The 20,488-nt window shown below is 65.9% G+C and carries 13 protein-coding genes; 4 read left to right on the forward strand and 9 right to left on the reverse strand.

Features of this window, described 5'->3' with window-relative positions:
* Window positions 1-120 precede the first annotated feature (120 nt).
* Together E4L98_RS06575 and E4L98_RS06580 are read right to left on the reverse strand one after the other, a co-directional pair.
* The gene (locus E4L98_RS06575) at window positions 121-1,296 is read right to left on the reverse strand and encodes an HlyD family secretion protein (protein ID WP_229257287.1); all 1,176 of its coding nucleotides are present in this window, start codon (window positions 1,294-1,296) and stop codon (window positions 121-123) included.
* Window positions 1,297-1,453: 157 nt separating this feature from the next.
* Window positions 1,454-2,197 (reverse strand): PEP-CTERM sorting domain-containing protein, encoded by a 744-nt coding sequence (locus E4L98_RS06580; protein WP_135200768.1) that lies wholly within the window; start codon window positions 2,195-2,197, stop codon window positions 1,454-1,456.
* A 429-nt stretch (window positions 2,198-2,626) separates the two neighbouring features.
* On the opposite strand from E4L98_RS06580, the gene E4L98_RS30555 reads away from it, so the two are divergent.
* On the forward strand, window positions 2,627-4,837 hold the full coding sequence (locus E4L98_RS30555; RefSeq protein ID WP_229257288.1) for a GDSL-type esterase/lipase family protein: 2,211 nt from the start codon (window positions 2,627-2,629) through the stop codon (window positions 4,835-4,837).
* Here the strand turns inward: E4L98_RS30555 and E4L98_RS06590 are convergent, their stop codons facing one another.
* Complete coding sequence (locus tag E4L98_RS06590) at window positions 4,838-6,490, reverse strand: rhamnogalacturonan acetylesterase (protein WP_135200769.1); 1,653 nt, start codon at window positions 6,488-6,490, stop codon at window positions 4,838-4,840. It abuts the gene before it with no gap.
* Entirely contained in the window at window positions 6,490-9,672 is a 3,183-nt protein-coding gene (locus E4L98_RS06595) for a TonB-dependent receptor (RefSeq protein ID WP_135200770.1), read from the reverse strand. Before E4L98_RS06595 ends, E4L98_RS06590 begins: the two co-directional genes overlap by 1 nt.
* A 287-nt stretch (window positions 9,673-9,959) precedes the next feature.
* On the opposite strand from E4L98_RS06595, the gene E4L98_RS06600 reads away from it, so the two are divergent.
* Window positions 9,960-11,186, forward strand: coding sequence for a M48 family metalloprotease (locus tag E4L98_RS06600; protein ID WP_135200771.1), 1,227 nt, complete (start codon window positions 9,960-9,962; stop codon window positions 11,184-11,186).
* A 44-nt stretch (window positions 11,187-11,230) separates the two neighbouring features.
* Here the strand turns inward: E4L98_RS06600 and E4L98_RS06605 are convergent, their stop codons facing one another.
* From E4L98_RS06605 to E4L98_RS06625, 5 genes are all read right to left on the reverse strand, one after another.
* Entirely contained in the window at window positions 11,231-14,194 is a 2,964-nt protein-coding gene (locus E4L98_RS06605; RefSeq protein WP_135200772.1) for a sensor histidine kinase, read from the reverse strand.
* Window positions 14,195-14,196: 2 nt separating this feature from the next.
* Window positions 14,197-15,489: an MFS family transporter gene (locus E4L98_RS06610; RefSeq protein WP_135200773.1), complete on the reverse strand. Its 1,293-nt coding sequence runs from the start codon at window positions 15,487-15,489 to the stop codon at window positions 14,197-14,199.
* 118 nt (window positions 15,490-15,607) lie between these two features.
* Window positions 15,608-16,681, reverse strand: coding sequence for a PQQ-dependent sugar dehydrogenase (locus tag E4L98_RS06615; RefSeq protein WP_135200774.1), 1,074 nt, complete (start codon window positions 16,679-16,681; stop codon window positions 15,608-15,610).
* Window positions 16,682-16,774: 93 nt separating this feature from the next.
* Window positions 16,775-17,932, reverse strand: a complete 1,158-nt coding sequence (locus E4L98_RS06620; protein ID WP_135200775.1) for an iron-containing alcohol dehydrogenase — start codon at window positions 17,930-17,932, stop codon at window positions 16,775-16,777.
* Window positions 17,933-17,950: 18 nt separating this feature from the next.
* Entirely contained in the window at window positions 17,951-18,772 is an 822-nt protein-coding gene (locus E4L98_RS06625; protein WP_135200776.1) for a VOC family protein, read from the reverse strand.
* A gap of 183 nt (window positions 18,773-18,955) precedes the next feature.
* Between E4L98_RS06625 and E4L98_RS06630 the strand changes: the two genes are divergently transcribed.
* Window positions 18,956-20,059: an L-dopachrome tautomerase-related protein gene (locus E4L98_RS06630; protein ID WP_135200777.1), complete on the forward strand. Its 1,104-nt coding sequence runs from the start codon at window positions 18,956-18,958 to the stop codon at window positions 20,057-20,059.
* Between the two features lie 79 nt (window positions 20,060-20,138).
* A partial coding sequence (locus E4L98_RS06635) for a winged helix-turn-helix domain-containing protein (protein WP_135200778.1) occupies window positions 20,139-20,488 on the forward strand: 350 nt, incomplete at its 3' end.

Below are 20,488 nucleotides of genomic sequence, written 5' to 3' on the forward strand. Positions count from 1 at the left end.
CGTGCGACCGCTCCGGCGCCCGCTTCGCCGTCGCGCCGCGCACCCGGTCCTGCGCGGTGTCGTGCGGCCGCTCCCCCGTCTGCTCCCGCGCCTCGTCCGGCGCCTTGTCGTCCGGCGTGCTCACCGGCGCGCATCCTTGCGGGCGTCCTCGTTATCGCGGATCCGCCTGAGTGCATGCTTGGCGCTGGTGGTGTCCACTTCCACCTTCAGCGACAGTCCCGGCACCAGCACGCTGCGCGTTTCGGCGCTGGCGTCGATGGCGAGGCGCACCGGCACGCGCTGCACGATCTTGGTGAAGTTGCCGGTGGCGTTCTGCGGCGGCAGCAGCGAGAACTGCGCGCCGGTGCCGGGCGCCAGGCTGTCGACGTGACCGCGCAGCTTCAGGCCGGGCAAGGCGTCCACCTTGATCTCGGCCGGCTGGCCCACGCGCATGCGGCCGATCTGGGTTTCCTTGAAATTGGCGGCGATATATAGCGTATTCAGCGGCACGATCGACATCAGCCGCGCGCCGGGCTGCACGAACTGGCCGACGCGCACCGTCAGATCGCCGATGCGGCCGGCCGCGCTGGCGGCCAGTTGCGTCGATTCGAAGTTGACGTCGGCCGCCTTCAACTGCGCGCGCGCGGTGCCGGCCTGCGCTTCCGCCTGGCGTACCTGCGCCTGCAGCGAAGCGATGTGTTTTTCCGCGTTGTCCAGCGCGGCCTGCTGCGCCGCCACCTGGCGCACGCTCTGGTCGGCCTGGTTGCGGCGCGCGGACAGCGTCTCGGCATTCTCTGCGCCGATCTCGACCAGCGGCGCGTAACGCGCCACCTCGCCCCGCGCGAAAGCGGCGTTGTCGCGGGCGGCGGCCAGCTGGGCGCGCATCTGCGCCACGGTGGACCGCTGCTCGGCGATCTGGGCGCGCACCGCATCGGCGTTGGCATGGGCGACGTCGATCTGCGCCTGATACTGCTCGGCCTGCGCGTTGTAGTCGCGCGGATCGATGCGCACCAGCGCCTGCCCGGCCCGCACTTCCTGGTTTTCCCTGACCAGCACCTGCGCCACGTAGCCGCCGATCCTGGGCGAGACGGTGATGTCGTCGGCGCGCAGATAAGCGTCGTCGGTGGATTCGTAATACTGGCCCACCAGCTGGTGATAGAGGAACCAGCCGCCGCCCAATAGCAAGGCCACCGCCGCCAGCGAGATCAGCACCAGGCGGATCTTGCGTTTGCGCGCCGGCGATTCCGGCGTGTCTTTGGACTCGTCGCTGGATGCCGGTGCGGTGTTGTCGTGTTCCTGATTGTCGGGTTCGCTCATCGTGCTGTCGTCCATGTGGCAAGTGCGCAAATTCACACAAATGTGTTAATTAACACGATTGTATGATCTTCGGCAAAAAGCTGCCACACCACTATCGTGCGCACGCCAGCGCCCGTCGGTGCGGTGGGGGCGGCCAGGCCGCCCCCGTTGCGTCGGCTTAGGCCGCGCGGTGCTTGCGGCGTGCCAGCCAGCCGACCAGGCCCAGGCCGCCGATCAGCATGCCGTAGGTCGATGGCTCCGGCACGGCGGAGATCGAGACGTTGTCGATGGCGACATCGAACTGGGTAAAGCCGTAGACATAGCCAGGCTGCAAGGTGGTAAACACGATTTCATCGACGCTGGACAGCACACTGGCAAAGGTGCGGCCGGACGGCAGCGTCGGACCGGTGGCGTCCGGGCCGCCGTAACCGCCCCAGCCCGACGGCAGCAGCGCCGAGCTGGTGTCACCGATAGTCACCGACAAGTGCTGCCAGCCCTTGGTGGCGTCGATGCTGCCGAGGTTGTAGAACACGCTGGTGTAAGGCAGGTCGGCCGGTTTGTTATCGTAGTCGCGCAGTTCCACCACCACGTTGCGCGATACATCCTGGCCGAAATAGTTGATCTGCTGTGCCGAGATGTCCAGGCCGATGGTGACGCTGGACGACTTGGTGTAATCGCCGAGGAAAGCCTGGTTGCTGCTGGTGCCCCAGGTGACGCCAAAGTTTTCGATCACCGTGCGCAGCGCCGGTGCACCATTGCCCAGCGAGGCATCGATGCCGGAGCCGCCGACGCCGTTCAGCGGCTGCATACCCCACCAGCCCTCGTCGCCCTTGGAGAAATCCACGGTTGCAGAGGAGGCCGCCATCGCTGCGCCGCCCGCCAGAGACAACACCAACGCCATCATCACTTTGTTCAACATCATGGGTGTTCCTTCACAGTAGATTAGTCGGATACGGCAGCCCGGCGCATACGGAAATTAATGTTTGCTTAAGCTGCCAAGCCGATTCTGTGAGGCTGGTGACTGGCTGTCAAAGAGATTGCATCACTAAATTGTAAGGAAAATGTAACCAAGTTTCTCATCAACACCCGCGTGTTCCCACAGGAAAATTGTAACTTGGGGTCGTGATGCACATGAAAGACTGTCAATTCCCTATGACACGATGCTTTAGACATCAAACAGATTTTTCCGTTCGGTCAAAGGCCGGAGGCGGCACATGCGCGACATGGACGACGTTTGTTTTTTGCGACACGAGGCGCGGTGCTCAAAGTACTGATTGTTTGTCCGCCGACGCGGGCGCGCCCGCCGCCAGCGCCTACAATCGTCCTCTTCAAAGCTACTGGAGAGCGGCAAGTGAATCACACGATGCGGCGTGCAGCCATCCTGGGAATACTGACGGCCGCGTGCGCGCAAGCGGCCGCCGCGGATGCCTGGCACTTCACTTTCGGACCGACGGCGTCGGCAGGTCACAGCGCGGTGCAGCCGGACATGGCCTACGACAGCCAGCGCGGCTACGGCTTCGAACCGGGTGCGCGCGTACGCACCGACGGTGGTGCCGGCGGTCCCTCGCTGACCAGCGACCAGCCCTTCTTCTTCTCCGCCGATCTGCCGGAAGGCAATTACAACGTCACCGTCACGCTGGGCGGCGAGCAGGCGGCCAACACCACCGTCAAGGCCGAGTTGCGCCGCCTGATGCTGGAGCGCGTCGCCACGGCGCCCGGCGCCACCGTCACACGCACCTTCACCGTCAACATCCGCACGCCGCGCATCGCCGCCGTGGATGGCGTCGCGGCGGGCGCGGTCAAGCTCAAGTCGCCGCGCGAATCGGTGCAGGAAGCCTGGGCCTGGGACCGGCGCCTGACGCTGGAATTCAACGGCGAGCACCCGGCCGTCCGCGCCATCGACATCGTGCCGGTGCGCGCGCCGACGCTGTTCCTGCTGGGCGACTCCACCGTGTGCGACCAGCCGGCGGAGCCGTACAACAGCTGGGGACAGATGCTGCCGCGCTTCTTCAAACCCGGCATCGCCATCGCCAACCATGGCGAATCGGGCGAAACCTACCGCGACTCGCTGGGCCGCCGCCGGCTGGACAAGATCCTCAGCGTCATGCATCCGGGCGACACGGTGCTGATGCAGTTCGGGCACAACGACCAGAAGCAGATCAAGGACGGCAAAGGCGGCCCGTTCACCACCTACAAGGACGAGATCCGCAAGCACGTGGAAGCGATCCGCGCGCATGGCGGCACGGCGGTGATCGTGTCGTCGATGGAGCGCCGCAATTTCGACGCCAACGGCAAGGTGGTGCCCTCGCTGATCGATTACGCCGATGCCGCGCGCCAGTCGGCGCAGGAGCTGGGCACGGCCTTCATCGACCTGAATGCGGTGAGCAAGCCGTTTTACGAAGCGCTGGGGCCGGAGCACTCGAAGCGCGCCTTCGCCGAGCCGGAGCCCGGCCGCATCGACAACACCCACCACAACAGCTACGGCAGCTACGAGCTGGCGCAGGCCGTGGTGACGGGCCTGAAGCAGACCGGCCTGCCGGCAGCGGCCTATATCGCGGACGGCTATGGGCACTTCGATCCGGCCCATCCCGATCCGGTGGCGACGTTTGCGGTGCCGCCCAGCCCCAACTTCACCAATCAACGGCCACTGGGCGATGAAAGCCATGCCGCCGCGCCAGCGGCGGCGCAAGCCTACCTGTTTGCCTACTTCACCGGCAATGGCGAGGACGGCCTGCACCTGGCCGCCAGCAACGACGGCTACCACTGGGACAAGCTGGGTCAGGGCCGCAGTTATCTCAAGCCGGAAGCCGGCGCCGCGAAGCTGATGCGCGATCCCTGTATCGTGCTGGGACCGGACGGCGTCTACCACATGGTGTGGACCACCGGCTGGAAGGAGAACAACATCGGCTACGCCTCGTCCAAAGACCTGCTGCACTGGTCGAAACAGCAGCAGATCGCGGTGATGGCGCACGAGCCGCAGGCGCTCAACGCCTGGGCGCCGGAGATCGTCTACGATGCGCAGCGCAGCGAATACCTGATTTTCTGGGCCTCCACCATTCCAGGCCGCTTCAAGGATACCGACGGCAGCTCCGAGGAAAAGTACAACCACCGCATCTACTACACCACCACGCGCGACTTTGTCACTTACGCGCCGACGCGGCTGTATTACGATCCCGGCTTCAGCGTGATCGACGCCACCTTCCTGCACGCCCGCGGCGCCGATTATCTGCTGGTGAAAGACGAAACGCGCAACCCGCCGCACAAATACCTGCAGCTGGCCGCCGCGTCCGACCTGCATGGCCCCTTCGGCAAACTGAGCGCGCCATTGACGCCGGCCGGCCTGTGGACCGAAGGCCCGACCGCGCTGCAGGTCGGCGAAGACATCATCGTCTATTACGACGCCTACCGCGACAAGCACTATGGCGCCATGCGTTCGCGCGACCTGGTGCACTGGGAAGACGTCACCGCGCAGATGCACTTCCCGGACGAAGGCACGCCGCAGCGGCTGCGCCACGGCACCGTGCTCGCGGTGCCGCCGGCGCTGGTGGACAGCCTGCGCTGATTACCGCCGGAAGTAGGCCGCCAGCGGATTGCCCGGCAGGGCCTTCAGCGTCTCGACCACCCGTTCGGCATTGAAGCGCGCACCGGCATCGTTGGTATGGGTCCGCGCGTCGGAAAAATACGTGTCCACCACGGTGGCGCCGACGCTGCGGTACGCATTGGTGATGGTCATGGTCAGGTCGCCATACAGCGCGCCGCCCTTGCGCGCCACCTCCTCGTCCCACTGCGCGTAGCCGGCGAAGTCGCGGCCCTGCTGCCAGGCGTCGCGATGCGGAATCGGCGACAGCAGGATCACGGTGGCGCCTTTGGCCCGTGCATCCGTCACGTAGCGCGCCATGTACCAGCCGAAGCTGTGCACCTGCTCCCTGCCGCCGTCGGGACGCGTGTCCTCCACCGTTTCGTCTCCCGTGCCGGGCACGGAGCCACGGTTCTTTGCGGCCGGGTCGCCGATACGGCCAACGTCGTTGTGGCCGAACTGGATGGCGACGAAATCGCCGGGCCGGAGCTGCTCCAGCACCTTGTCCCAACGCCCTTCGGTCAGAAAGGTGCGACTGCTGCGGCCACCGATGGCGTGATTGACCACGTTGATTTTCGCGGGATCGAAATACGGCGCCAGCCGCTCGCCCCAGCCGATGGCGCCATTGGCGCCGCCGCTCTTGACGGTGGAATCGCCGACCAGGAACAGCGTCGGCAATGCCGCGTCTCGCGGCTGCTCCGCCGTGACTTTGGCCGCATCCACCACCGGCCGTTCATCTTCGGCCGCCGGTATCGCCTGCCCGGCGTCGTTCAGCGCGGCCAGCGCCTGCGGCACATGCAGGGCCTTCAGGCCAGCCACCACCGTGCGCGCATTCAGCTCTGCGCCGGCCAGGTTGGTGTGCGTGTGCTCGTCCGGCGTGGTCTGCGGGAACAGCCGCATCACCGCGTCATGGCCCATGGCGTCGTACTGGCGCGCCACCAGTTCGTTGAGGTCGATGAAGCCGACCTGCTCCCGGCGCGCCACCTCGGCCGCCCAGCCGCCATAGTCGGCGCGGTTGCGGACGATCTTGCCGGCGGCGTCCCAGCTCTTGCGCGGGATCGGCGAACAGATCACGGCGGTGGCGCCGCGCGCCCTGATGTCGGCCACGTAGCGGCGCAGATACCAGCCGTAACTGTGCACCGTCTCGTGCTGGCCTGTCAGCAGGTTGTCGATCTCCTGGCTTTCATCGCCCACGCCCTTGATGGTGCCGCGCGCGCGGCTGGTGTCGTTGATCGCGCTGCTGTCGTTGTGGCCGAACTGTATCAAGACCAGGTCGCCCGGCTTGATGTAGCCCAGCGTGCGCTGCCAGTGGCCGGCACTCAGAAAGGTGCGGCTGCTCAAGCCGCCGATGGCGCGGTTGACCACATTGATGCGGGCGGGATCGAACAGCGCCGCCAGCGGATTGCCCCAACCCCACTGGCCGGCGGCGCCGAGATGCTGGCCATCGTCGCGGCCATTGCGCACGGTGGAATCGCCGATCAGGATCAGCGAAGGCAGCCGCGGATTGGCCGGCTCGGGCAGCACGATCTGCGCCCGCGCCGGATCGGTGTTGACGGCGGCCGGCAACGTCGTCTGCGCCCAAGCCGCCGCCGCGGCGCAAAGCCACAACAGCAGCACGGCGGTCAGATGCCTCTTCATCAGTTCTTGTACGACAGGCTGACGAAGTAGCGGCGGCCCGAAAACGCCAGCTCATTCACCCGGAACAGGTCACCCGCGTCGGTGATCTGCGCCTGGTCGGTGAGGTTCTTGCCTTCCAGCGAAATGGTGATATGGTCGTTGTAGCGGTACTGGATCTTCGCGTCGAGGAAGCCGGTCTTCTCCTGGAAGTTCGGATTGCCCGAGACGTCGTTGGTGCCGGTGTAGAAGCGGTCGCGGTAGTTGTAGGCGACGCGGGCATTGATCTTGCCCAGGTCATACCACAGCGCCGCGTTGTAGCTGTTGCGCGACAGACCGGCATACGGCAGCACCGTGCCGTCCAGCGGATTGATGCGCTCCGTGCCCGGCGCATACTTGTAGGTCATGCGCGTGTAGTTGGTGTCGATGCCGAAGCCGCTCAGCCAGCCGGGCAGGAAGGTGAACGCGGTGCGCGCGGTCAGCTCGATGCCCTTGGTGGTGGCGCCCTTGCCGTTGATCGGCTGGGTCACGTCGAACAGCTGTCCGGTGCCGAACAGGTCGACGTTCCTGACCAGTTGCTTCTCCAGGATGTAGCTGCTGATCTCCTTCTTGAACAAACCGATGCTGTACTGGCTGTCCTGGCTCGGATAGTATTCGAAGCTCAGGTCCGTATTGGTGGCGCGGAATGGCTTCAGCTTGGGATTGCCGGCCGTGCAGTCGTCCTGCCCGTCGCCGCCAAACTGCGCCAGGCCGCTGTTCAGGGTGCAGGTGGCGGCTGGCGTCAGCAGGTCGATGCTGGGACGCGACATCACTTTCGACAGGCCGGTGCGGATCATGAACTTGTCGGGGATGACCCAGCCCATCACGTTCAGGCTGGGCAGATAATCGTGGTACTGGTTTTCCCAGCTGACGATGGAGTTGGTGACCACGCGGTCGGTATAGGTCGAGCCGCCCGGCGTATTCGCCTGCCGCACCGAGAATTTGTACAAGCCGCTGGCCTTGTCGCGGGTGCCGGTGTAGCGCACGCCGATATTGCCCCAGATCTGGTGCTCGGCCACTTCGGTGTCGAAGTCCAGCCGCAGGTAGCCGGCCTTGGTGCGCTCCTCCACCTGGAAGACCGGGATCTGCGGATACATCTTGCCGTCGCTGCCCAACGCCTGGTAGACGTTGCCGAAGTTGAAGTGCGACGTATCGAAGAACTGCGTGGCATTGCTGTACACAGGCGACATCCAGCCGCTGGGGATGTTGCTGATCTTGTCGTAACCCTGGAAGAAGGTGCCGGGTGTGCGGCCGCGCACCGCGTCGATCAGTGCCGCCATCTGCGCCGCGTTGATGTACTTGGTGGAGTAGTTGGCGTTCAGGTAGCTCTGCGCTTCCGGCGCGCGCTGCGCGGTGCCGGTGTAGTACGGATCGTAGATCAGTGTCTGGTTGACGTTGGCAGTCACCACGTTGACATCGTCGGCGGGGCTGACCAGGTCGGAGCCGTTGCTGGCCAGGTAACCGCCGCCATTGTACTGCTGCGAAGTCGACTTGGTACCCTGCGCGCCAAACCACACCTTGCTGAAGAACGGCGTGGCCAGACGATATTTGAAGTCGATCTTGGCCTGGTCTTCGCTGTTCTTGGTGGCGGTGGGACGGTACTGCAGCTGCGCCTGCACGTATGAACTGCTGGCGTCCGACGAGTAACCGGCCGGGAAGTCGAAGTGCGGCAGGCCCTGCGCATCCAGCGTCACCTTCAGTCCGGGCGCATTCTGCGTCAGCACGATGTTATTGCTGTCGCTGTGATAATCGGAACGCGAGGTGCCGACCAGGCCCTCGACTTCCAGCGCTTCGTGCTTGTAATTGAAACCGGCCGAGGTGTAGTTCGAGCTGACCCGCAGGATATAGTCGCGCGCCGAGGTGCTGAACGCGCCCTGCCCGCCCTGCCCCGCCAGGTAGTTGCAGCTGCCGACCGTGTACTGCGTCACGTAATGATTGTTGACCACCATGCCGTCGGGCGTGCTGGCGGTCGGCGCGGCGATGCAGGTGCCGGGCGTGGTCGGCACGCCGGTCGCCATGTTGTAGATCGGCGCGGCGCCGGTGTTGGCCAGGCGCGTGACGGCGCCGAAGTCGGTGCCGAAGTTACGGTCGTTCAGTTCCTCGTGCTGGCGGTTGCCCTGATAGCTGACGAAGGCCGTAAGGTCGTTGCTGAACTTGTACTGCGCGGTCAGCTCGGCGGAGGCGCGATCATGGTCGCGGGTCCAGGTGCCGTAGCGCGAGATCCCGGGCGAATAGTCATACCATTGCTGCTGGCAGGCAGTCTTCTGGGCCGCGCTCAGGGAGCTGGCCGAGCAGCCGCCCGGGCTGGTGATCGCCGCCAGGGCTGGATCGATGCTGGTAACGGTTTTATCAGGCGAAAAATCCCAGTCGCGCAGGAAGCGCCACGAGGTATTGCGCGAATAGTCGTTGCGGGTCAAAACGTTGTCGTAGACGATGTTGGCCATCAGCCCCAGACGGTTGTCGAAGAAGCGGTCGGCAATCAGTACGCTGGCGCGCGGCTGCACACCGCCCACGCTGCTGGCCTGCTCGCCGGCCAGGGTGGTGGCAAAGGTGAACTTCTTGAAATCCAGCGGTTTGCGGGTGCGGATGATCACCGAGCCGCCGACACCGCCCTCGGTCAGGTCGGCGGTGCTGCCCTTGTAGACGTCGATCGACGAAATCAATTCCGATGCCAGCTCGCGCAGTTCCGCACCGCGGCCCGCCGTGCCGTTGGTGCTCAGCACCGACATGCCATTGACTTCCACCCGGTTCAGGTTCGGTTCGACGCCGCGAATCGACACCTGCGTGCCCTCGCCGAAATCGCGCGTCAGCTGCACGCCGGTGATACGCGACAGCGCCTCGCCCACATTCTTGTCGGGAAACTGGTTGATATCCTCCGCCACCAGCGAATCGGACACCGTGGAGTTGCGGATCTTGCGGTCGATCGCCGATGCCACCGACTTGCGCGTGCCGACCACCATCACCGTGGTGCCGACATTCTGATCGTCCGGCGCGCGTTGCGCCTCGCTGCCGCTGGCATCCTTGCTGGTGTTTTTGCTGGCGGCACCGCTGGCGGCATCGGTTTGCGCCAGCGCCGCGCCGCTGGACAGAAGCGCCAGCGCCGAAGCGACTGCAAGTACGATGGTGGGACGTTGGAAACGGCTGGCGTGTATCACTGACTTGCGCATATAGGGTCTCCCGTGTATCGGCCGTGATTGAATGGCCGTTTTTTTTCATCAGCTTGTGCTTGCATTCTAGGTGGGAGTCGCACGAAAAAAACGGCACGCAATTAAAGAATCACAATGATGATTGGCGCGGATTGAGGATGCCGCCGATACGCGTATCGCGGCGGAAATGTTTTTGCCGATAAGGCCCGGTTATCGCGTCCGGTCTTCTGGCATAGTCATAAAGAGGGGAGGCGTTTGCTGCGCTGCGGGGTAATCTTGCAGGCTACCGCACTACGCCGAAAGAACGCATGACGAACTTTATCCCCGCCGCCAGTACCGCCGGCTATCTGGCGCAGCTCCCCGCAGATGTGCGCGAACGCGCCATCGACTACACCCACGGCAGCCACTGGCTGCTGTTGTTAAGCGCGCTGGTCGGCGTGATCATTAATCTGATCATCATCCGCTGGGGACTGCTCGAACGCGTGCAGGCGCGCTGGCAGCGGCGCCGGCCGCGTCCCTGGTCGGCGGCATTCGCGGTGGCGGTCGTTTACTACGCCGCTGCCTGGCTGCTCGATCTGCCGTGGGCGGTCTATTCGAAATGGTGGCGCGAAGTGCATTACGGATTGAGCACGCAAGGCCTGGGCGCGTGGATCGGCCAGAGCCTGGTCAGCGCCTGCTTCTCCGCGTTGCTGGTGGCGTGCTTGCTGATGCTGCTGTATGCGCTGATGCGGCGCGCGCCGCGCCGCTGGTGGCTCTGGTCCAGCGCGGTGACGTCGGCGATCATCGTCTTCGCCATTGTGATCGTGCCGGTCGTGGTCGAACCGCGCTTCAACAACTATCAGCCACTGCCCGCCGGCAGCCAGCGCGACGCCATCGCGGCCCTGGCCAGCGAAGCGGGCATCGCCGCCGACCGCATCGTCTGGTTCGACGGCAGCAAACAATCGTCCAACTACACCGCCAACGTGACCGGCTTGTTCGGCACCGCGCGTATCGCGGTGTCCGACACGCTGCTGAACCAGGCCAGCAGCGCCGAGCTGCGCGCCGTGGTCGCACACGAGATCGGCCACTACGTCATGCACCATGCGCTGCTGCTTGCGCTGGCCTATTCAGCCCTGCTGACGTTGGCTTTCTTTGTGACGCATCTGCTGTACGCGCCGTTGGTCGCGTGGCTGCGCTTGGACGGCCTGCATGCATTGAGCAATCCGGCCGGACTGCCGCTGCTGTCGATCATCGTCACGCTGAGCTTCGTGCTGCTGACGCCCGTCACCAACGGCTTGACGCGCTACGTCGAAAATCAGGCCGACGTCTATTCGCTCGCGCATGCGCGCGAGCCGGACGGCATGGCGATCGCCCTGCTGCGCACCGCCGATTACCGCGCACCTGAACCGGGCGCGCTGGAGGAATGGCTGTTCTACGATCACCCGTCGATCGCGCGCCGCATACAGCGCGCGATGGCGCTTAAAACGCAGGCTGCCACCGTGCCGCCAGCCGCACCCGCATCAGCGCCGCCTTCGCCGCTACAGCAAACACGGTAGACGAGGCGCCGGACCGCGGCCCGGCTGGCGCGAAAGGCGATGCCTCAACTCTCCGGATAAGCGCGCGCAGCCGGTATGCTGAACTGCACGCTGACACCGTGCCCGCCCTCGCCGGGAACGATGTCGATACCACCGCCCAGCCTCTGGATGCGCTCGCGCATACCGACGATGCCCCAGCGGCCGGGTGCACCGGATCGCCCCACTTCGCTGCAGATGCCGCAGCCGTCGTCCAGCACCTCGCCTTCCAGCGCCTGATCGCCGAAACGCAGCCGGACGCTGATGCGGTGGGCGCCCGCATGCCTGGCGCTGTTCCAGACCGCCTCGCGCAGCACCGCAAACACCTCGTTGCGTACTTCCTCGTGCAACAGGCGCGGTACGCCCACCATGGCGCAGACCAGCATCTGTTCGGCGCCGGGCATGGCGGCGGCCAGCGCCTCACGCAGTTTCACCAGCAGGTCATGGCCTGAAGGATCGCGGCGCAGCGCCACCACTTCGTCACGCGTGCTCTCCACCATCTCCTTGGCGAAGCCGAGCACTTGTTCCATCTTCGCCTGCAATGCCGGTTCCGGCGGCATCCTGTTCTGCAAGGCGCGGAACTGCAGTATCAGCGCCTGCGCCGACTGCAGCAGATTGTCGTGCAGCGAGCGGGCGATGCGTCCGCGTTCCTGCCGGGTGGCCGCCAGCCGCGCGGCGGCGCGGGCCTCGGCCAGCACGCCTGCGTGACGTTCGACCACCGCGATGCGCCAGCGATACAGCGCCGCCAGCGCCAGCACCAGCAGCAAGGCGCACAAGCCGCGGAACCACCAGGTCTGCCAGAACGCGGGAGCGATCTCGAAACGCAGCGCCGCACCCTGCATGTTCCACACCCCGTCCTCGTTGGCGGCGATCACCTGGAAACGATAGCGGCCCGGCGCCAAATTGGTGTAATGCGCGCCGCGCTCCTGCCGCACCTCCCGCCAATCGGCGTCCACGCCCTCCAGCCGGTACTTCAGCGCCGCGCGCTCCGGTATCGCCAGAGCAGTGGCCGCGAAGGCGATATCGATGGCGGTCGGCTGTCCCGCCAGGGTCATGCCGTCGAGCGGCCGCAACTCGCCGGCAGGCGTGCGCAGCGACTGGATGATCACGTCCGGCGCGCGCGGATTGCGCCGGATGCGGGCGGCATCGATCCAGCCCACCTGCGAGGTGGTCGCGTAGTAGACCCGACCCGCGCCGTCCGTGCCGAGCGAGGGCAGCGGCCGCAGCGCCGCCGCCGTGCCGCTGACGCCATCCTCGAAGTTGAACAATTCCGCCGTCACCGGCTGTCCCGGCGCCTGCCAGAACTGCCGCAGCGCCTCGGCCGGCACACGCAGCAAACCGTCATTGCCATGCACCCAGAGCTGGTCCAGATTATCGGTCACCAGCCCGGTCACGCGCTGCACGCCGTCGCGGCCGGCGAAGTGCAACGGATGTACCGTCTGCCCGTCTATCCATGCCACACCGGCGTCGCCGCCGGCCAGCAGACGCCCGCCGATGTCGACCATGCTGAGGATATTCCCCAGCCGCATCTGGCTGGCGGCCGGCAGCAGCCGCAGCGCCGCCGGCGTGAGCACGCCGAGCCGGTTGTTGGTCAGCGCCACCCAGGTACGCCCGCCCGCATCGGTCAGCATGCTGATGGGCGTGGCGTCCTGCTGGCCATCCAGACGCGGATCGCGGCGCCAGCGCTTGCCGTCGAACCGCCACAGGCCGTTGCGCGCGATGGCCACCAGCAGCGTGCCGTCGGCCTGCTGCGCCATCGCCTGCACATCGAAACGCCTGCCCAGGCCTTCCGGAAAATCCCAGCGCTGTTCGACCTCGCCGTCAAAGCGCCACAGGCCATTGCGGGCCGCTACCCAGACGCGTTGCGGACCGGCCTTCAGGATCACACCGGCGCCCACCACCCTGGTCGGCTGCATGGCGCCGTCCGGCTTCAGGCGCAGCATGGGATTGAAGTAGGAGCCGGCCCAGATCTCGCCGTCCAGGCCGGCCTGGGCCAGCCACAGGATGCCGGGCGCCTGCAGTTGGTGGAAACGGTGCAGGCGCAGTTTTTCAACGCCTTCATACGTGGTCTGCCACAGGTTGCCCTCGCGATCCAGCATGGTCCGCAGGCTCTCCCCCGCGCCGCCGGCCTGCCCGCCCGGCAGCGGCGGATAATAGGCCGTCTCGTGCCAGCTGCCGTCGGCGCGTTGCGCCAGCCGGGCGATGCCGTTTTCGCGCAGCGCCACCACCGTGCCGTTGGGGCCATCCAGCACATCGGAGTACCGCGCGGCTTGGTCCAGCTTCAGACGCTGCGGCGGCGTGCCGCCGCAAAGGCGGACAAAGTCGCCATCGGGCAGCTTGGCCAGCAGATAACCCTGGAAGAAATTGGCGCGGCCCGCAGCGTAGCGGGTGACGAAACCGAATTCGGCGGCGCCCGCGCGGCGCGCATAAATCTCTTCGTCGTACATCACCCACAACGTGCCATCCCTGTCGAAGCCGATTTCATCGACACCGGCGGTCGGCAAGCCGGCGCCGACCGGCAGCCAGCGCTCGCCCTGCTGTTGCACCACACCGCTGGTGGTGGCCGCATACAAGTGCCCCTGCGGGTCGGCCGTGAGGAATTTGACGGTCCCCAGCGGGAAGTCCCTGCCGGCGACAAAATGACGGCCGCCCTGCGGCGTCAGGATGCTGACGCCGCCGAACATATAGCCGACCGCCAGCCCGCCATGCGGCAGCCCCAGGATGGAATACACATTGGGCGACAACAGGGCATGACCATACACGCTGGTTTCGCGGTGGAAGCGGCGGCCGTCGAAGTTGTACAAGCCGCCCGGCGAGGCGAACCACATCAGGCCATCGGCCGTCTGCGCCATGCTCAGGGAGGGATCGGGCGCGCCGTCGGCCAGCGTCCAGCGGCGGCGCGAGAAGGAGAGATCGTCGGCCGGCGCGGCGGCCATCGCCGCCGTGGCGAACAGCCATAACATCCAGGCCATCGCCAGGCGGAATTTACGCATGCTCAATGATCGGTATGCAGATACGAAGGTGTTTTCGGCAGCCGCATGCTGACCAGGAAGGCGATCACCATCATGACGGTGACGTAGATGAAGAACCAGTTTTCATGCCCCAGGTTCTTGAACGACAGGCCGACGAATTCGGCCGAGCCGCCGAAGATGGCGTTGGCGATCGCATACGACAGCCCCACGCCGAGCGCGCGCACTTCGGGCGGGAACATTTCGGCCTTCACCAGCCCGCTGATCGAGGTGTACAGGCTGACAATGGCCAGCGCCACGGCGATCAGCGCGAACGCCACATACACGTTGTGGTTACCGCGCAGGATTTCCAGGATCGGATACGTCGCCAGCGTACCCAGGCCGCCGAACAGCATCATCGAATGACGCCGGCCGATGCGGTCGGCCAGCATGCCGAACAAGGGTTGCATGCACATGTAGACGAACAGCGCGCAGGTCATCACCGCGCTGGCGGTCTTGGTCGGTATGCCGGCCGTGTTGACCAGATACTTCTGCATGTAGGTGGTGAAGGTATAGAAGATCAGCGAACCGCCGGCGGTATAGCCGAGCACCGTCAGGAAGGCCGCGCGGTGGTGCTTGAAGATGGAGCTCAGGGTGCCGGCTTCCTTGTTGTTCAGGTCTTCGGCCTTGCTGGTTTCGTGCAGCGTACGGCGCAGCATCAGCGACACCAGCGCGGCGACCGCCCCCACCACGAACGGCACGCGCCAGCCCCAGGCCTTCAGCTCGGCCTCGTTGAGGAACTGCTCCAGGATCACCACCGTCAGCACCGCCAGCAGCTGTCCGCCGATCAGCGTCACGTACTGGAACGACGAGAAGAAACCGCGCTGGCCGCGCAGCGCCACCTCGCTCATGTAGGTGGCGGTGGTGCCGTACTCGCCGCCCACCGACAGGCCCTGGAACATGCGGATCACCAGCAGCAGCAAGGGCGCCGCCACGCCGATGCTGGCGTAGGTCGGCAGCACGGCGATCGCCAGCGAGCCGGCGCACATCATCAGCACCGAAATCACCATCGACTTCTTGCGGCCGACGCGGTCGGCGATGCGGCCGAACATCCAGCCGCCGATGGGGCGCATCAGGAAACCGACGGCAAACACCGCGGCCGATTTCAGAAATTCCGCCGTCGCATTCCCGCTCGGGAAGAACTGGCTGGCAAAGTAAATCGATGCGAACGAATAGACGTAGAAATCGAACCATTCCACCAGATTGCCCGATGAGGCACTGATGATGGCAAATACGCGCTTGCGTTTCTCCTCCGCGGTGTACTGGGCAGGTACGGTCATGCTTGTTCTCCTGAGATCGTTATAATTTGAAAGTCAGAGGACGAAGCATAACCGCATTGGCGCCTGCGTGCACAGCGACAAAGCCGCGCTACGTAGAGCTACGTAGGCCTACGTGGGACTACAGCGGCGCGACGCCGAGGATGCGATCGTCGCCGGTGCGCGGCGTGCCGCGGCCATCGGTGTTGTTGGTGAGGATGTAGAGCTTGCGGTCGGGCGACAGCACCACGTCGCGCAGGCGGCCGTATTGGCCGGCATAGAATTCGGTGGCGGTGTCCGGCGCGGCGATGGGCACCTTGCGCAGCCGCTCGCCGCGCAGATTGGCCATGTAGATATTGCCGCCGCTGACGGCAATGCCGCTGGGACTGGCGTCCGCCGTGCGCCACTGCTGCAACGGGTCGGTGTATCTGGCGTTATTGGCTTTGCCCTCCACCAGCGGCCAGCCATAGTTGCCGCCGGCCTTGATGAGGTTCAGCTCATCCCAGGTGTCCTGCCCGAATTCCGATGCGTACATGGCGCCATCGCTGCCCCAGGCCATGCCCTGCACGTTGCGGTGGCCATAGCTGTACACATAGGAGTTGGCGAACGGATTATCGGCGGGCACGCGGCCGTCCGGGGTCAGCCGCAGGATTTTACCGCCCAGCGAGCCGAGATCCTGCGCGCGGCTGCTGGTGCCGGCATCGCCGGTGCTGGCGTACAGCATGCCGTCCGGGCCGAACGCCAGCCGGCCGCCGTTGTGATTGCTGCCGGATGGTATGCCGGCGAGCAGCGTTTGCGCCGCCCCCAGGCGCAGATTGACGTCGTCGCCGCTGAGCGGGAAACGCTGGATGCGGTTCTCCGCACCGGCGGTCAGGTAGGCGTAGAGGTAGTTTTCGCGCACGGCGATGCCGAGCAGCCCGCCCTCGCCTGTGCCGCTGACGCCGGCGATGGTGGCAATCGCGGTCAGATTGCCGTTCTTGCCCAGCACCAGAATGCGGGCGGAATTGCGCTCGCTGATCAGCGGTGTGCTGCCGTAAAAGGCAATCGACCACGGCACGCCGAGTCCCGTCGCCAGCGTGACCGGCGCGTCGCCCGCGGGCGGCGGCGTCACGCCACCGCCGCCGGAACCGGCGTCGCCGCCACTGCCGCAGCCGGCGCAGGACAGCGCCAGCGCGGCGACAGCGACTTGCACAGCAAAACCCGTTGGCTTCCACATGGTTGATCTCCCCGGAATGCAGCGCGCTCGGCGGACTATAACGCCGATGGCGATTCCGGGGCGCGCGCCTGACGCCGCCCGCCAGGCTGGCGCCTAGACGCTGGCTTCCAGGATGCGCCGGCTCAGCGACAGGGTGACGTCGCCGCGCTCGCCCAGCGCGGTCATGCCATGCGCTTCCAGTTGCCGGATCACGGCGTCGATGTGCTTCGTACCGAGGTCGTAATCGCGCAGGCGCGTCGGCACGCCCAGGCTTTCGAAGAAGCCGCGCGTGCGCGCGATGGCAGCGTCGATGCGTTCTTCCTCACTGCCTTCCGTGATGCCCCACACACGCGCCGCGTACTGCAGCAGTTTGTCATGCTTGGACACGCGGCGCACCTGCAGGTTGGCCGGCAGCACCACCGCCAGCGTGCGCGCGTGATCGATGCCGTGCAGCGCGGTCAGCTCGTGGCCGATCATGTGGGTCGACCAGTCTTCCGGCACACCGGCCGCGATCAGGCCATTCAGCGCCAGCGTCGCGGTCCACATCAGATTGGCGCGCGCCGCGTAATCGTCCGGCGCGGCCAGCACGCGCGGGCCGATTTCGATCAACGTCTGCAGCAGACCCTCGGCAAAGCGGTCCTGCACCATGCCGTCGGCGGGATAGGTCAGATACTGCTCCATCACGTGGGTGTACGCATCCACCACGCCGTTCGCGACCTGGGACAGCGGCAGGCTGTAGGTTTTGGTCGGGTCCAGTATCGAAAACCGCGGGAACACATGTTCGCTGGCGAATACCAGCTTGGCCCTGGTCGCCGACCTGGTGACCACCGAGCCCTTGTTCATTTCCGAGCCGGTGGCCGGCAGCGTCAGCACGCAGCCGAACGGCATGGCCGTATTCACCACGGTGCCGTGGCTTTCCATGATGTCCCAGGCGTCGCCGCGGTAATGCACGGCGGCGGCGACGAACTTGGTGCCGTCGATCACCGAGCCGCCACCGACGGCCAGCAGGAAGTCCAGCTCTTCGCTGCGGACCAGCGCCACCGCGCGCATCAGGGTTTCGTAGCTCGGATTCGGTTCGATGCCGCCGAATTCGTAGACCACGCGGCTGCCCAGCGCCGCCTGCACCTCCGCCAGCGTGCCGGTGCGGCGTGCGCTTTCGCCGCCGTAAAGTATCAGGACCCGCGCTCCGGCCGGCACCAGCTCGGCCAGGCGGCCCACGGTGCCCTGGCCGAAGGCGATACGGGTGGGGTTATGTAAATCGAAATTTTGCATGATGTTCCACCTGTGTGATTACTGTGCCGCCACCAGCTGGCGGCGGGCGTCCTTCGCGCCGTCGAACACGCGCTTGGCCTGGCCGCGCACCTGCACGAACTCCAGCTGCTCGCCTTCCGGTCCCTTGGCGTAGATCAGGGTCCAGCCATCCGACTTGCCGCTGGTGATGCGGTTGGTGTTGGTATTCAGCGGCGCGTTCAGACGTTCCTGCTCGCTGGCCGCGTGGACCACGCGGTTGGCCTTGACCTGGGTCATGCCGCGCTTGGCCGATTCGGCTTCCAGGTCGTGCACGAACTGGTTGAAGTCCACGTCGTCGCGGATGTAGAAGCAGATGTGCATCGAGCGCGGGAAGGCCGGACTGGTCTTTTCGGTCGGCGGCGCGAAGCTGTCGCCCTTGCCCTGCGGCTGGTTGCTGTCGCGGTATTGCAGCAGTTCGATCACCACGTTATCGAACTGCACGAAGCGCACGTCGAGGCGCTGGGCGCCGCTGCGCAGGTCCGGAATACCCACCGCGCGCGGGTTGACGTGACGCTGGCGGGCGTCCAGTTCCTCGGTCAGCAGCAAGGTGTTGTGTATGACGTCGCCCTGAAAGTCGCCGTCGCGCATGATCTCGGTGCCGCCCAGGACTTGCGTGTAGAACTCGAATGCACGATCCATGTTCTGCACGGTGAGGCCGAAGTGCTGCACGCCCTGCAGGCGCGCGCCCAGCGCGCCGGCGGCGGAACTGGTGGCTGCCACGGCGGGCGTCACGGCGGCGACGACACCGGTGGCGGCGAAGGCCATGGCGCCGGCCTTGCGCATGACGTCGCGGCGGCCCGGATTATCCAATTGGTTCGACATGTTGTTTGCTCCGTAGTGAAATGGGAATGGACTCACTGTAGCGAGCCGCCCCGGCGGCGGCCAGTTAAGCGCGGTTAATTTTGGTAAAGCGCGGGTCCCCTCCAACATAGACAACGCTTAACCCCGCGCCGCCCGCCCCCGCGCTAATCTGCCGGCACCAACCACTTCATCAAGGAGAACAACATGCTGAACCAAACCCTGGCTGCCCTGGCGGCGGCGCTGGCGCTGTCCACCGGCGTGGCGCAAGCGCAAACCCCGGCCGTCGGCACGGTCGAAATCGTCGCCGAACTCGATATCACACCCGGCAACGTCACCGCCTCGAAAGACGGCCGCGTGTTCGCCAGCGTGCATGGCATGCGCCGCGGACCGGTGCAACTGATCGAGATCACCGGCCGCCACAGTTACAAGCCCTTCCCCGACGCCAGCTGGAACGCCAGACCGGGCTCCGGGCCGAACGTGCTGAACACCCCGCACGGCATTCTGATCGACGGCAAGGACCGGCTGTGGGTGATCGATCACGGCAACTGGATGGACCAGCCGCAGCCGCCCAAGCTGCTGGCGTTCGACATCCACACCCGCAAACTGGTCTACCGCCATGACTTCAACCACACCGTCGCGCCGGCCGAACAGATCCTGCAAGACCTGGCGGTCGATACCGAACGCGGCTTCATCTACATCGCCGACTGCGGCCCCAATCCGGCGATCGTGGTGGTCGACATGAAGTCCAACACCGCGCGCCGTTTTGCCGGCCACCCGTCGCTGGCATCCGAAAACGTCGACCTGGTGGTGGAAGGCAAGCCCCTGCTGTTCCCCGGCGCCGGCGGCGTGATGGGCCCCGCGCGCGTGGGCATCAATCCGATTACCCTGTCGGCCGACGGCGAAACGCTCTACTTCGGCGCCATGAACGGCCTGACCTGGTATTCGGTGCCGGCGCGCCTGTTCCGCGACAACGCCAGCGATGAGCGCATCGGCGCCGCCATCCGGCGCGCCGGCCGCAAGCCGATCTCCGACGGCGCCGCCACCGACGCCGACGGCAACCACTTCTTCACCAACCTGCCCGACAACGGCATCGACATGCTGACCAAACAGGGCGAACTGCGTCCGCTGGTGCGCGACGCGCGCTTCCTGTGGCCGGACAATGTGCACTTTGGCGCCGATTCGTGGCTGTACGTGGCGGTCAACCAGCTGCACCGCAATCCGATCTTCAACGGCGCCAGGGACGAGGGCCAGCCGCCCTACCTGGTCGCCCGCGTCTGGACCGGCACCCACGGCCAGCCGGGACGCTGAACGGGGCTGGAATAGCGCCGCCGGCTGTGCGATCATAGCCATCCGAGGCGACACTATTCCCAGCGCATGCAGGAACACGATGACCAGCGACCAGAACATCCCCGCGGCGGAGCGCGAGTTCATTTTCGCGCCCTACCGCTTCATCCCCGCCCAACAGCTGCTGCTGTACCACGACACCCCGGTGCGGCTGGGCGGCCGCGCGCTGGATATCCTGGCCGAGCTGGTCGAGCGCCCCGGTGAACTGGTCGGCAAGCGCGAGCTGATGGCGCGCGCCTGGCCTAAAAGCGTGGTCGAGGAAAGCAATCTGAAGGTGCACATCGCGGCGCTGCGCCGCGCCCTGTGCGAGGGCGGGCGCGAGGCACGCTACATCGCCACCGTCAGCGGCCGCGGTTACCGCTTCGTGGCGCCGGTCACCGTGCAGGCGGCGGC

The organism is Duganella callida (assembly GCF_004614165.1).
Taxonomy (GTDB): domain Bacteria; phylum Pseudomonadota; class Gammaproteobacteria; order Burkholderiales; family Burkholderiaceae_D; genus Rugamonas; species Rugamonas callida.